Here is a 12016-nt window from a genome sequence, read left to right on the forward strand (position 1 = left end):
GGGGACGCCCCACCGCCCGCCGGCACAGGGCGTCGCGCAGCCGGGGGCCCCGGCCCTCCCGGGCCGGGACGCCACCGGCGCCGCGGGTGCCTCGGCGGTCACCGTTCGACGAGTACGTCGTGCCCGAGGTCGAGCAGGGAGTGCCGCCACTCGTCGTCGGCGTTGCCCCGGCTCGGCTTCGCCGCCGTCAGCGACCGGATCCGGTCGATGGCGTCGCGCATCACCTCGATGTCCTCGGGTGTCAGGTCGACCTTGCGCTTGCGCAGCACGGCGAGGATCTGCCGGCCCGGCTCCGGCAGGTCCAGGTCCGGGTTCGCGCCGAACGCCTCCTCGCCGGAGCCCCGGGTCAGCAGCCACTGCCGCAGTTGCTCGGACGGCACGTTGACCTCGGCGTGGAAGTCGTCCCACAGCACTTCCACCTCGGGTTCGAGCCGCTGCTGTCGTACCATCAGCCCTCCTCTCCGGTCGGCGACCCGGACTGCTCCGGGTGCCCCTCGTCGGTCTGCCCGCCCAGGCCCTCCGCCGGCACCTGCACCCGGGCGGGGTTCGCCGTCGGCGGGGCGACGATCGGGTCGGTGCGTTCGTCGTCGTCCCGGGTCTCCTCCGGTTCGGTCATCGGTAGCCTTCCGGTCAGCGGGGATGCGAGGTCGTGGCCGCCGCGTGGCCCCGCGCGCCGGCCGCCACGTCGAAGGTGAGCTGACCGTCCCGGGCGTCGACGGTGACCCGCTGGCCGGGGGACAGCTGCTGCTCCAGCAGCATCCGGGACAGGTGGTTGTCCACCTCCCGCTGGATGACCCGGCGCAGTGGCCGGGCGCCGAACTCCGGCTGGTAGCCGTGCTCGGCGAGCCAGTCGGTCCCGGCGGTGGTGAAGTCCACCTCGATGTCCTGGGCGTGCAGCCGGCGGCGGGTCTCCTCCAGCAGCAGCTCGGTGATCTGCCGCAACTGCTCGGCCTCCAGCCGGCGGAAGATGATCACTTCGTCGATGCGGTTCAGGAACTCCGGCCGGAAGTTCTCCTGCAACCGGCGCATCAGCCGTTCCCGTAGCTCGTCGCTCTCCTGTTCGCTGCCCGGCGCGCCGGCACCGAACCCGACCGCGCGCTGGGTGCCGGTGATCAGCTCCGAGCCGAGGTTGCTCGTCATGATCAGCACGGTGTTCTTGAAGTTGACCGTACGGCCCTGGCTGTCGGTGAGCCGCCCGTCGTCGAGCACCTGCAACAGGATGTTGAACACGTCGGGATGGGCCTTCTCGATCTCGTCGAGGAGCACCACCGCGTACGGGCGGCGACGCACCGCCTCGGTGAGCTGGCCGGCCTCCTCGTACCCGACGTAGCCCGGTGGCGCGCCGACCAGGCGGCTGACCGTGTGCCGCTCCTGGAACTCGCTCATGTCCACCCGGACCATCCGGTCCGCCTCGCCGAACAGCGCCTCCGCCAGGGCCCGGGCCAGCTCGGTCTTGCCGACGCCGGTGGGACCGAGGAACAGGAAACTGCCCATCGGGCGGTTCGGGTCGGCCAGCCCGGTACGGGAGCGGCGCACCGCCTCGGCCACCGCGTTGACCGCGTCGTCCTGCCCGACGACCTTCTCGTGCAGGTGGCCCTCCAGCCGCAGCAGCCGGTCCCGCTCCTCCTCGGTGAGCTGGCTGGCCGGGATGCCGGTGGCCCGGGAGACCACCTCGGCGATCTCGTCCGGCCCCACCTCGGGCACCTGGCTGCCGCTGCCGTCGTCGCCGCGGGCCCGGCGGACCTGATCCTCCAACTCGGAGACCCGGTCGCGCAGCGAGGAGGCGCGTTCGTACTGCTCGTCGGCGACCGCCTGCTCCTTGTCCCGGCGTACCTCGTCGAGCTGCTGTTCCAGGTCCCGCACGTCGGCGGCGGGGGTGCGGGTACGCAGCCGCACCCGGGCGCCGGCCTGGTCGATCAGGTCGATCGCCTTGTCCGGCAGGTAGCGGTCGGTGATGTACCGGTCGGACAGCTCGGCGGCGGCGACCAGCGCCTCGTCGGTGAAACGCACCTGGTGGTGGGCCTCGTACCGGTCCCGCAGGCCACGCAGGATGGCCACGGTGTCCTCGACGGTGGGCTCGGGTACGAACACCGGCTGGAACCGCCGGGCCAGCGCGGCGTCCTTCTCGATGCTGCGGCGGTACTCGTCGAGGGTGGTCGCGCCGATCACCCGCAGTTCGCCACGGGCCAGCGCCGGCTTGAGCATGTTGGACGCGTCCATGCCGCCCTCGCTGCCCGCGCCACCCGCGCCGACCAGGGTGTGGATCTCGTCCAGGAAGATGATCAGCTCCTCCCGGTGCGCCCGGATCTCGTCGATCACCTTCTTCAGCCGTTCCTCGAAGTCGCCCCGGTAGCGGGTGCCGGCGACCAGCCCGGCCAGGTCGAGCTGGACCACCCGCTTGCCCAGCAGCGTCTGCGGCACGTCGCCGTCGCAGATCCGCTCGGCCAGGCCCTCCACGATCGCGGTCTTGCCGACGCCGGCCTCGCCGATCAGCACCGGGTTGTTCTTGGTACGCCGGGACAGGATCTCCACCGCCTGCTCGATCTCGTCGGCGCGCCCGATCACCGGGTCGATCTGGTCGTTGCGGGCCAGTTCGGTGAGGTCCTGGCCGTACTGGTCGAGGGTCGGCGTGCCCCGGTCCGGCCGCGGCGTGCCCATCGGCCCGCGCTCGGCGTTGGCGGCCTGCAACGACTCCGGCTGGATCCGGCCGGCGGCGAGCATCCGGCCGGCCGGCGACTCCGGGTTCAGCGGCAGCGCCATCAGGATGTGCTCGGGGCCGATGTAGTTCGCGCCCATCGCCCGGGACAGCTGATGGGCGTCGAGCAGCGCCCGCTTGGCCGCCGGGGTCAGCGACAGGTTCGGCGGGACCTCGCCGTGCGGAGCGCCGTCACCCCGCCCGCCCAGCGCGTTGACCAGGGTGTCCGGGTCGGCGCCCGCCCGCCGGACCAGATCCCGCAGCGGCTCTCGCTGCAACGCCGCCCACAGCAGGTGGTCGGTGTCCAGGTCGTTGCTCTTCTTCTGGGCGGCCCGCCGCGCGGCGTCGGCCAGCATCTCCCGGGCGTCGGCGGTCATCAGCCGGGTGATGTCGACCCGGTGCGCCGGCCGGCGCCCGCCCTCGCCCCGGCCGAAGTACCGGGCCAGGAACTCGTCCCACGGGTCCGAACCGAAGTCGCCGGGTCCAATCATCTCTGTCCTCCGCGGTCGGGCGCGAGACGGTCGGCACGGGCTACCCGGCCCTAGGCCGGACAAACGCCACCGGTCGGCGCGGCGGGTCGGGCCGGGGCGGGCACGGCGCGGCACCGGCGGTGCCGCGCGAGCCGACCGGTCGAATGGCAGGCTGGGCGGATGGATCCGACACCGCTGCTCATCGTGGACGCCGCCAACGTGGTCGGGTCCCGCCCGGACGGCTGGTGGCGCGACCGGGCCGGCGCCACCGCCCGGCTGCGGGACGCTCTCGTGCCGCTGGGCGGGCAGGGGGTGCCGCCGGACCTGCCCCCGCCGGTCGAGGTGGTGCTGGTGGTCGAGGGCGCCGCCCGCAGGGTGCCCGGGGTCGACGGGGTGCGCGTGGTGGCCGCCGCCGGATCCGGCGACGACACCGTGGTCGACCTGGTCGCCGGCGCCGGAGACCGCCGGCGCCTGGTCGTCACCGCCGACCGCGCGCTGCGGGACCGGGTCACCGCGCTCGGCGCCGAGGTGCACGGTCCCCGCTGGCTACGCGGCTGACCCGCCCATGATCGCGGTCGGTGACCGGCCACCCACAGGTCCCACGAATCGGACTCGCGGCACCTGCGGTCGACAACCGGTCAGGAAGGCAGGAACACTGACAGGGCGCTTGTTCTTTCCCCGACCGGCATAGGCTCTAATGGAGTCCTCCCCGCCCCCCAGGAGGTTCCGCGTGGCGAGCGTCGCCGAGCTCAAGGCAGCCATCGATGTCGCGCTCCAGCAGATCGGTGACGGCCAGAGCGCCGTGCAGGCCGCCGGCGAGAAACTGGCCGAGGCACAGCAGACCCTCGCCGGCGCGCTGGAGGGCAGCGGCCACACCACCGTCGAGGCGGCGCAGGCGTCGTTGACCCAGGCCAGCCAGGAGTTGGAGGAGTGCCTCGCCGCGACGCTCGTCGCGGTCGAGCAGGCCCAGCAGTACGTCTCGACGCTGTAGGGGCCGGGCGTGTCCATCGTCGAGGATGTCGGCGCGGAGGTCCGTGCCGCCGCCGAGGAGCTGCCGCTGGGCCTGCTGGCGCAGGCGCTGGAGAGGTTCGGGCTGGCCGCCGAGCGGCTGCGCTGGGTACGTCAGGAGTCGGCCAACCCGATGGGTGTGCCGGAACTGTCCGCGGCCACCGAGCACGCCGAGACCGCCGGGTACGCGCTGCAGGTGGCCCAGGAGCAGCTGACCGCGTACCTGGCCGCGATCGGGCTGGCTCCCGACGGCGGCGCACCGCCGCCCGCCGCCGAACCGGAGCGCCGGCCGGCACACGACGCGCCCCGGGCGGCCGGGCCGGAGGCCGCCGCACCCGAGCCCGCCGGTGAGGTTCGGCTGCGCCGCTGGTGGTCGGTGCGGGTGGCGGAGCTGACCGGCGGGCGGGAGGGCCCGCCCGAGGAACCCGACGAACGGATCGCCGACTCCCAGGAGTTGCTGCGCCGGGTGGTACGCGGCGTCCGCGCCGGCGACCGGGACCGGCTGCACCGGGACCTGCGCGGCGCACACGCCGACGTCGGGCTGGGTCTGGCCGCGGTGGCTCCGCCGCTGCTGCGCGACCTCGCCGGGGAACTGCTCGGCCACCCGCCGCGCGGCGACGACCTGGCCCGGCTGCGCCGCGAGCTGGACGGCCGGGTCCGGGACCTGCTGCCCGGCCTGCCCGCCCCGGTGCTGGACACCCTGCTCACCCGGGTCTGCCGGATGCCCCCGCCGCGGCGGGGCGACGGCGAGCAGCCGCACGCCGCCGACCCGGCCGTCACCGCCGGGGTGCTCACCGGCGTCCTGCTCGACCGCCTGGGTCGCGACCTGCCAGCCGAGCCGGGCCGGCCCGCCGGCGGTGGCGCCGCCAACGGTGGCGCGGCCGGCGGGCCGGCCGGCGGCTCGCCCAGCCGCGTCCGGGGCGGCCAGCCCGGGACGACGCACTCGACGGCCTCACCCGGGACGCGGCGGGACGTGCCATGGGCCGGGCCACCGACGCGCCCCACCTCGACCAACGGATCTGCCAGCCGGCCGGGGCACGGGATCGATGGCTGACCGGCGTAGCCAGCTGGTCGCCCGGGTCCGGGAGCTGCTCGCCGAGGCGCTCGGCGCGTCCCGCACCCGGTCGGCCACCGCCCAGACGATGCTGGCCACCGCCCGGGACCGGTCGGTCCGGGTACGGCGCGCCGCCGCCGGCGTACCGGAGCGGGTGGGTGCCGAACGCGACCGACGGCTCGCCGAGATCGACGCCCGGCACGCGTCGCGGCTGGCCACCCTGGCCCGCCGGGCGGCGGAGGCCGCCACCCGGGAGGCGCCCGGCGCGGGGTCGGCGGAATGGCGGGTGTGGCGACCCACCCCGGCCGACCGGGCCGAACCGCCGGGCGCGACGCGCGTCGGCACGATCCGGCTGCCCGACGCCGAACCGGTGCCGGCGCTGGTGTCACTGCTCGACGGCGGGCACGTGGCGCTCGACGGGGACGCGGAGGGCTGCGCGGCCGTGGTGTCGGCGCTGCTGCTGCGTGGCCTCGGCCGGGCCGCACCGGGCAGCGTACGGCTGGTCGGCTACGACCCGGACCGGCTGGGCGGCGCGCTGGCCGGGTTCGCTCCGCTGGGCACGGCCGGGCTGCTCACCTTCGTCGGCCCGGGTGGCCTGGGCCGGCTGCTGGACGACCTGGTGGAGCAGATCCGCCGGATCAACGAGACCGTCCTCGCCGGCGAGCACGCCTCGCTGCGCGAGCTGGCCGCCGCGACCGGCCGCCGGCCGGAGCCGTGGCGGGTGGCGGTGCTGCTCGGCGGGGACGAGCTGTCCCGGCACGAACGCGGCCAGCTCGACCGGGTGGTCCGGGCCGGCGCCGCGTGCGGGGTACACCTGATCGTGCGGGGCGTGCCGCTGCCCGACGATCCGACGGTCACCCGGATGGTGGTCACCGCCGAGGGTGCCCGGGTCGGCACCCTGCCGGTACGCCTCGATCCACCGCCACCGGCCGCCCTGGTCACCGAGACCTGCCGGCAGATCGCCTCGGTGGCCAGTGCCGGCCCGGCGCCCACCCCGTTCACCGACCTGCTGCCGCCGCCGGAGCAAATGTGGCGGGAGGACTCGGCGACCGGGCTGACCGCGCCGATCGGCGAGGGGCCGCAGGGCCGGCCGGTGCTGCTGACCCTCGGCGACTACCCGCCACACGCGCTGATCGGCGGACCGTCCGGCACCGGCAAGACCAACCTGATCTTCGCCTGGATCGGTGCCCTCGCGGCCCGCTACTCCCCAGCCGAGCTGGAGTTCTACCTGCTCGACTTCAAGGAGGGGGTGTCCTTCGCCCGGTTCGCCCAGGGCCGGCGGGACCCGAGCTGGCTGCCGCACATGCGGCTAGTCGGCATCAACGTCAACACCGACCGCGAGTTCGGCCTGGCGCTGCTGCGGTTCCTCGCCGAGGAGCTGCGCCGGCGGGCCGACGCGGCGAAGAAACACGAGGTCACCAAGCTGGCCGAACTGCGCGCGGTGGACCCGACCGGGCACTGGCCGCGGATCGTCGCGGTGGTCGACGAGTTCCAGATGCTGCTGGCCGGCCGGGACGCGGTGGCCCGGGAGGCGGCCGACCTGCTGGAGGACCTGGCCCGGCGGGGCCGTTCGCAGGGCATCCACCTGGTGCTGGCCTCCCAGGACGTCCGCGGCATCGAGGCACTGTGGGGCCGGCCGGCACTGGTCGCCCAGTTCACCCTGCGGATCGCGCTGCCCAAGGCGCTGCGGATCCTCGCCGAGCGCAACGACGCCGCCCAGTCGTTGCCGAAGTTCCACGCCGTGGTCAACGCCGAGTCGGGGCTGCCCGAGGGCAACGAGGTGGCCCGGATCCCGTCGGCCGGCGACTGGGAGACCTGGAGCGAGCTGCAGAACCGGCTGTGGCGGATGCGGCCGGCCGAGGCGGCGCCGGCCCGGCTCTTCGACGGTGACGCGATCCCCCGGCTGGCCGACGCGCCGGACTTCCGGGCCCTTCAGGCGCCGGAGGTCGGCACCCCACGCGGCCCGGTCGCGCTGCTGGGCGAGATCATCGACGTGCAGGCCCGCTCGGCGGCGCTGCGGCTGCCGCGGGCGCCCGGCCGCAACCTGGCCGTGCTGGGCACCCGGGTCGACGAGGCGTGCGCGGTGCTGGACGCGGCGGCCCGCTCGCTGGCCCGGCAGCACCGCTCCGGCAGCGCCCGGTTCTCCATCGCCTGCCTGGACCCGGACGCCGACCCGGCGGCCCGGGCGCTGTACGAGGACCTCGCCGACGACGCCGCCTGGTACGACGAGGAGACGGTCGCCGAGTTGGTGGCCGAGACCGCCGACGGCCTCGGCGCACCGGGGGCCACCGGCGCCCCGCACTACCTGCTGCTGTTCGCCGTCGACGCGGCGGCCGGCGCGCTCGCCACGCGGGCCGGGTCCGCCACCGGGCTGGAGCACCTGCGCCGGATCCTGCACGACGGCCCGGAGCGGCGTACGCACGTGTTGGCGTGGTGGCGCGGGGTGGCCCGGATGCGCGCCGACCTGGGTGGCGCCGGAGCCCGCACCGATCAGATCGGTGCCTGGGTGGCGCTGGACGCCCACGGCGGGGAGCTGGGTTCGTCGCTATACCCCGGCACCGGCGGGCCGGACTGGTATCCCCGGCCGTGGCGGGGGCTGTTCTTCGACCGGGCGGTGCACCGCACCGGGCAGACCATCATCCCGTACGGTCCGTCACGATGAACGAACCGGTGACCAGCGAGACGTACGCGGCCCAGCTCCGGCGGCTCGCCGAGCTGACCGCGCGGGTGCACGAGCAGCGTGAGGAGGCCCGGGCCTGGTACGAGCAGCAATGCGCGGCGGCCGACCTGGCGGTGACCGAATCCGCCGCCGAGGTCAACCAGGCCGAGGGGGAACTGGTCGCGGCGCGTGAGGCGCAGGAGCGGGTGGACGCCGAGGTCGCGGTGCTGTGGCAGGAGCTGAACGCCCAGCTGGGCGGGGGCGGGCGGCGGGCCGGCACCCCGCCGGCGCCCGCGCCGGAGGCCACCGGCGACCCGGGTCCGCTGCTGGACGGGGTGCGGGACCTGCTGTACCGCACCCGGCAGCGGGGCGAGTTGCCGAGCGGCGTCAACCCGCTGCTGGCGTTGTGCGGGGTGGCCGGAGCGGTGGTGGCGTACGCGCTGGGCGCCGGTGCCCGGGCGCTGGCCCTGCGCAGCGACGGCGAGCTGGCCGTCGGCCTGCCGGTGCTGGCCCTGGTGGTGACGCTGCTTGGCCCAGTGCTGGGCCTGATCCCGGCCCGGGTGCTCGCCGACCGCCGGCACGCGCTGCTCAGCCCCCGCCCCGTCCTCATCGTGGTGGCCGCCGGCCTGGCCACCACCGTCCTCCTCCTGATCGCCACCTGACCCGCCAGACCCCCGCGGCGGGGATCAGGCGGGGGTGAGGACGGCTTCGCGGAGAAGGCGGCGGGTCAGGGTGAGGCGATCGGCGTCGTCGTCGAGACCGGGCAGCTCACCGACCCGGGTGACCGCGCCGGTGAGCAGGGCGCGTACCGCGGGCTCGCACTGGGCGGGCAGGGTGATCGTACGGTCGAACAGGCGCAGGGCGACCCGATCGCCCTGCGCGGCGAGCTGCCAGCGCAGGCCCGGGCGGAGACCGACCCGACTGTCGGCGTCCAGCGCGGCGATCGCGGCGGCCTGGGCGAGCGGCCGGATCGGCGCCGGGCGGGACGCCGGCCAGGCTCGCTGCCGCAGCCGGGCCGCCACCGCGGCCGGATCGGCCCGCAGCAGCCAGTCGCGCAGCGCCTCGACGGTCTCGGTCAGCTCCGGCTCGATGGCGTCCGGGTCGGCCAGGTCGGTGCCGAACGGCAGGGTGGCCCGGAGTCGCCGGTCCTCGGCGGCCAGCCCGAGCAGCTCCTCGACCAGCGCGTAGCGGGTCAGCGCGCGGACGCCGACGGTCAGGTGCAGCGAGCTGGACTCCTGCGCCTGGGCGCTGTGCAGCCACCCTCGGGGCAGGTAGAGCGCGTCGCCCGGTTCGAGCACCACGTCCAGCGCCGCCGGGTCCTGCGCGGTGGCGGTGACCTCGTCGGCCCGGCCGCCCCACGGCTGGCGTTCCAGCGGGTCGGGCAGCACCGGCGGGTGGATGCGCCAGTGCTTGCGACCGTCGACCTGGAGCACGAACACGTCGTGCGTGTCGTAGTGGGTGGCGAATCCCTGGCTGCCCGGCGGGGTGAGGTAGGCGTTGACCTGCAACGGCTGCCCGACGGCCCGGCTCAGCTCACCGGTGAAGTCGATCAACGCCGGCCAGTTGCGGTGCAGGCCCTGCAGGACGAGGGTGGCGCCGCCGGCGTACAACTCCAGGACCTTCTCGTCGAGGACCTGGTCGCCGATCTCGGCGCCGGCACCGCCGCCGCCGGTGTAGCGCGCCGCCGGCAGCAGCTGGCCGTCCCTGGCCACCCGCAGGAACGGGGTACGCAGGCCGCGTCGGCTGAGCAGTTCGTCGGCGTCGGCGGGGCTGAGCAGGTCGGTGAAGCCGGCCGGGTTGGGCAGCTCGGCGGCGCGGGACAGCAACGGCGTCTGTCCCCAGTGGGCGGCGGCGAACTTGGCCGACTCCACGCTGACGCACCGGGCCAGCGCCGCCGCGGCTCGTCGGCCCGATCCGGTGGACGGTGGCGCCACGCCGACGCGGTGGGCCGACGCCGTGGCCGCCGGAGACGGGACCGCCGAGCGGCCGTGGCCGCCCGGCGGGTCGAGATGCGTCATGGCGGACCGTTACCGGGCGCCGCCGTCGGCCCCGCCGTCCTGCTGGCCGGGGGTGGCGCCGCCGTCGGCCGGGCCCTCGGCGCTGCCGTCCGCACCACCGTCGTGCTGGCCCGGGGTCGCACCCCCGTCGGCGGGACCCTCGGCGCTACCGTCGGCACCGCCGTCGTGCTGGCCAGGGGTGGCGCCGCCGTCGGCCGGGCCCTCGGCGCTGCCGTCCGCACCACCGTCGTGCTGGCCGGGGGTCGCGCCGCCGTCCGCCGGGCCCTCCAGCCCGCCGCCGCTGGTGGTCTGCATGTCGTCGTCGTTGAGTGGCATCGTGCTCCCTCGGATGGACCCGCCCCCGCCGTCGGTCGGGTGCGTCGTGCCGCGGGTGGTACCCCGCGCCCGATCTTCTCTAACCACACTGCACCCCACCGTAGACGCCCGAACCGGTCGACACGACCCGTTCGCCACCCCGCCCGGTTCCGGCCGCGCCGCGGCTGCCCGGCGCGAGCCGGGTCGCGGTGGCAGGATGGACGGACCCGAGCAGACGGAGGTGTCGATGACCACGCCGTTGCAGCCGGTGACCGAGGACTGGCGTCGCGCGCTGGCGATCGTGGCGCACCCGGACGACCTGGAGTTCGGTGCCGCCGCCGCCATCGCCCGCTGGACCGACCAGGGCAAACAGGTGGTCTACTGCCTGGTCACCAGCGGCGAGGCAGGCATCGACGGGATGCCACCACCGCAGGCCCGGGAGGTACGCGAGCAGGAGCAGCGCGCCTCGGCGGCCCTGGTCGGGGTGGACACGGTGGAGTTCCTCGGCCTGCCCGACGGGGTGCTGGAGTACGGCGTGGCCCTGCGCCGGGAACTGGCCGCGGTGGTACGCCGGCACCGGCCGGAAATCGTCGTCACCAACAACTTCCGGGCCACCTGGGACGGGGCGGACACGCTCAACCAGGCCGACCACATCGCGGTGGGCCGGGCCACCCTGGACGCGGTCCGCGACGCCGGCAACCGGTGGATCTTCCCGGAGCAGTTGACCGGTGGCGTCGAGCCGTGGGGCGGGGTCCGCCAGGTGTGGGCGGCCTCCTCGCCCCGCTCGGCGCACGGAGTCGACACCACCGACACGTTCACCCGGGGCGTGGCGTCGCTGCTGGCGCACGAGGCGTACCTCACCGGGTTGGGTGACGGCAGCTTCGACGCCGAGGAGTTCCTGGAGAGCGGCGCGCGCCCGGTCGGGACCCGGCTGGGCGTGCGCTACGGCACCTCGTTCGAGGTGTTCCACTTCGACCTCTGGTAGGCCGGGGCGGGCCCTGGTCGAGCCCGGTACCGCAGGCGTCGGCCCGCCCCACCGAGGTGGGGCGGGCCGCGGGAGTTGCCGGGTCAGGGCATCATCCGGGCGAGGTCGGCCGGCATGGTGTCCTTCACCTCGTCCCACTCGCCCTGGGTGATATGCCGGCGCAGGGTGTCCAGCACCACCTGGACCACCCGTTCCGGGCCGCCCTCCACGTCGTACGGGAAGCCCTGGCGGACCTCCAGCAGGAAATCGTCCCGGTTGAGCTTGATCGGCACGTTCTGCGGCTGCCACCCGTCGAAGTAGATGCCCCGCACGAGCAACGGCAACTGGGCGGAGAACTCCACGCTCTCCTGCACCGGCAGTCGGTCGCGCAGCAGGTGCAGCACGGTGCGCAGCGCCGCGTACGACTGGTTGCGGTGCTCCTTCGGCCACCCGTACGCCTGCTCGATGTCCTTGAGAATCAGGTTGGTCTTGTCCACCGAGGACTCGACCGCCGACTGGAACTGCTCAGCCATCTGTCCACCCCCGTAGGTCGGTCTCCCACCGTCGGTCGTCGTGACGTCGCGGCGGGCCCGCCGGGCCGCGCCGTGGCCGGATCGGGCTGGCCCGCCCGGCGCGTGGCACCCGTCTGGCCTGGCCGGACGCGCCGACGACGTGCACGACCGCGTTGTCTCGCCGGTGCGCCACCACCCGAGCCGTCATCGCCAACCACCTCCGTGGTGTCGCCTCGCACGCACGGTCGCCCCAAACCAACCGCACTCCGCCCATGGTCTGCACCAGGAGGGTGAGCCGGCCTCACCCCATCGGGATGAGACCGGCGAAATTTGTTCACGGGT

At 75.2% G+C, this 12016-nt stretch carries 12 protein-coding genes; 6 read left to right on the plus strand and 6 right to left on the minus strand.

The window, feature by feature from the left end:
- Window positions 1-98 precede the first annotated feature (98 nt).
- Genes AB0M52_RS05285 through AB0M52_RS05295 form a run of 3 tightly spaced genes read right to left on the minus strand, consistent with a single transcriptional unit; the run spans window position 99 to window position 3186 of the window.
- On the minus strand, window positions 99-449 hold the full coding sequence (locus AB0M52_RS05285) for a DUF3140 domain-containing protein (protein WP_363949145.1): 351 nt from the start codon (window positions 447-449) through the stop codon (window positions 99-101).
- Window positions 449-616: a hypothetical protein gene (locus AB0M52_RS05290; RefSeq protein ID WP_363949148.1), complete on the minus strand. Its 168-nt coding sequence runs from the start codon at window positions 614-616 to the stop codon at window positions 449-451. The genes AB0M52_RS05285 and AB0M52_RS05290 overlap by 1 nt, the downstream gene beginning before the upstream one ends.
- Window positions 617-630: 14 nt before the next feature.
- Window positions 631-3186, minus strand: coding sequence for an ATP-dependent Clp protease ATP-binding subunit (locus AB0M52_RS05295; RefSeq protein WP_363949150.1), 2556 nt, complete (start codon window positions 3184-3186; stop codon window positions 631-633).
- A gap of 159 nt (window positions 3187-3345) precedes the next feature.
- Here AB0M52_RS05295 and AB0M52_RS05300 point away from each other — a divergent pair, with 159 nt between their 5' ends.
- From AB0M52_RS05300 to AB0M52_RS05320, 5 genes are all read left to right on the plus strand, one after another.
- Entirely contained in the window at window positions 3346-3723 is a 378-nt protein-coding gene (locus AB0M52_RS05300; RefSeq protein ID WP_363949153.1) for a hypothetical protein, read from the plus strand.
- A 172-nt stretch (window positions 3724-3895) separates the two neighbouring features.
- On the plus strand, window positions 3896-4156 hold the full coding sequence (locus tag AB0M52_RS05305; RefSeq protein WP_092379879.1) for a hypothetical protein: 261 nt from the start codon (window positions 3896-3898) through the stop codon (window positions 4154-4156).
- A gap of 9 nt (window positions 4157-4165) precedes the next feature.
- Complete coding sequence (locus tag AB0M52_RS05310; protein WP_363949156.1) at window positions 4166-5227, plus strand: hypothetical protein; 1062 nt, start codon at window positions 4166-4168, stop codon at window positions 5225-5227.
- A complete protein-coding gene (locus tag AB0M52_RS05315; protein WP_363949159.1) occupies window positions 5220-7889 on the plus strand; it encodes an FtsK/SpoIIIE domain-containing protein in 2670 nt (889 codons plus the stop codon). Before AB0M52_RS05310 ends, AB0M52_RS05315 begins: the two co-directional genes overlap by 8 nt.
- The gene (locus AB0M52_RS05320) at window positions 7886-8548 is read left to right on the plus strand and encodes a hypothetical protein (protein ID WP_363949161.1); all 663 of its coding nucleotides are present in this window, start codon (window positions 7886-7888) and stop codon (window positions 8546-8548) included. Before AB0M52_RS05315 ends, AB0M52_RS05320 begins: the two co-directional genes overlap by 4 nt.
- Window positions 8549-8572: 24 nt before the next feature.
- Here AB0M52_RS05320 and AB0M52_RS05325 read toward each other — a convergent pair whose 3' ends face one another.
- The gene (locus AB0M52_RS05325) at window positions 8573-9904 is read right to left on the minus strand and encodes a cupin domain-containing protein (RefSeq protein ID WP_363949164.1); all 1332 of its coding nucleotides are present in this window, start codon (window positions 9902-9904) and stop codon (window positions 8573-8575) included.
- 9 nt (window positions 9905-9913) lie between these two features.
- Window positions 9914-10219, minus strand: coding sequence for a hypothetical protein (locus tag AB0M52_RS05330; RefSeq protein ID WP_111212847.1), 306 nt, complete (start codon window positions 10217-10219; stop codon window positions 9914-9916).
- Window positions 10220-10415: 196 nt separating this feature from the next.
- Here AB0M52_RS05330 and AB0M52_RS05335 point away from each other — a divergent pair, with 196 nt between their 5' ends.
- Window positions 10416-11183: a PIG-L deacetylase family protein gene (locus tag AB0M52_RS05335; protein ID WP_363949168.1), complete on the plus strand. Its 768-nt coding sequence runs from the start codon at window positions 10416-10418 to the stop codon at window positions 11181-11183.
- A gap of 83 nt (window positions 11184-11266) precedes the next feature.
- Here the strand turns inward: AB0M52_RS05335 and AB0M52_RS05340 are convergent, their stop codons facing one another.
- Window positions 11267-11695, minus strand: a complete 429-nt coding sequence (locus AB0M52_RS05340; RefSeq protein ID WP_363949171.1) for a DUF2267 domain-containing protein — start codon at window positions 11693-11695, stop codon at window positions 11267-11269.
- Between the last annotated feature and the right edge of the window lie 321 nt (window positions 11696-12016).

The sequence above is a fragment of the Micromonospora sp. NPDC051296 genome (assembly GCF_040682255.1).
GTDB classification, from domain to species: Bacteria; Actinomycetota; Actinomycetes; order Mycobacteriales; family Micromonosporaceae; genus Micromonospora; species Micromonospora craterilacus.

Bases quoted from the DNA above. Each gene is read 5' to 3' on its own strand.
- AB0M52_RS05285 (WP_363949145.1), bottom strand. From the start codon at position 449: ATGGTACGACAGCAGCGGCTCGAACCCGAGGTGGAAGTGCTGTGGGAC.
- AB0M52_RS05290 (WP_363949148.1), bottom strand. From the start codon at position 616: ATGACCGAACCGGAGGAGACCCGGGACGACGACGAACGCACCGACCCG.
- AB0M52_RS05295 (WP_363949150.1), bottom strand. From the start codon at position 3,186: ATGATTGGACCCGGCGACTTCGGTTCGGACCCGTGGGACGAGTTCCTG.
- AB0M52_RS05300 (WP_363949153.1), top strand. From the start codon at position 3,346: ATGGATCCGACACCGCTGCTCATCGTGGACGCCGCCAACGTGGTCGGG.
- AB0M52_RS05315 (WP_363949159.1), top strand. From the start codon at position 5,220: ATGGCTGACCGGCGTAGCCAGCTGGTCGCCCGGGTCCGGGAGCTGCTC.
- AB0M52_RS05320 (WP_363949161.1), top strand. From the start codon at position 7,886: ATGAACGAACCGGTGACCAGCGAGACGTACGCGGCCCAGCTCCGGCGG.
- AB0M52_RS05325 (WP_363949164.1), bottom strand. From the start codon at position 9,904: ATGACGCATCTCGACCCGCCGGGCGGCCACGGCCGCTCGGCGGTCCCG.
- AB0M52_RS05330 (WP_111212847.1), bottom strand. From the start codon at position 10,219: ATGCCACTCAACGACGACGACATGCAGACCACCAGCGGCGGCGGGCTG.
- AB0M52_RS05335 (WP_363949168.1), top strand. From the start codon at position 10,416: ATGGACGGACCCGAGCAGACGGAGGTGTCGATGACCACGCCGTTGCAG.
- AB0M52_RS05340 (WP_363949171.1), bottom strand. From the start codon at position 11,695: ATGGCTGAGCAGTTCCAGTCGGCGGTCGAGTCCTCGGTGGACAAGACC.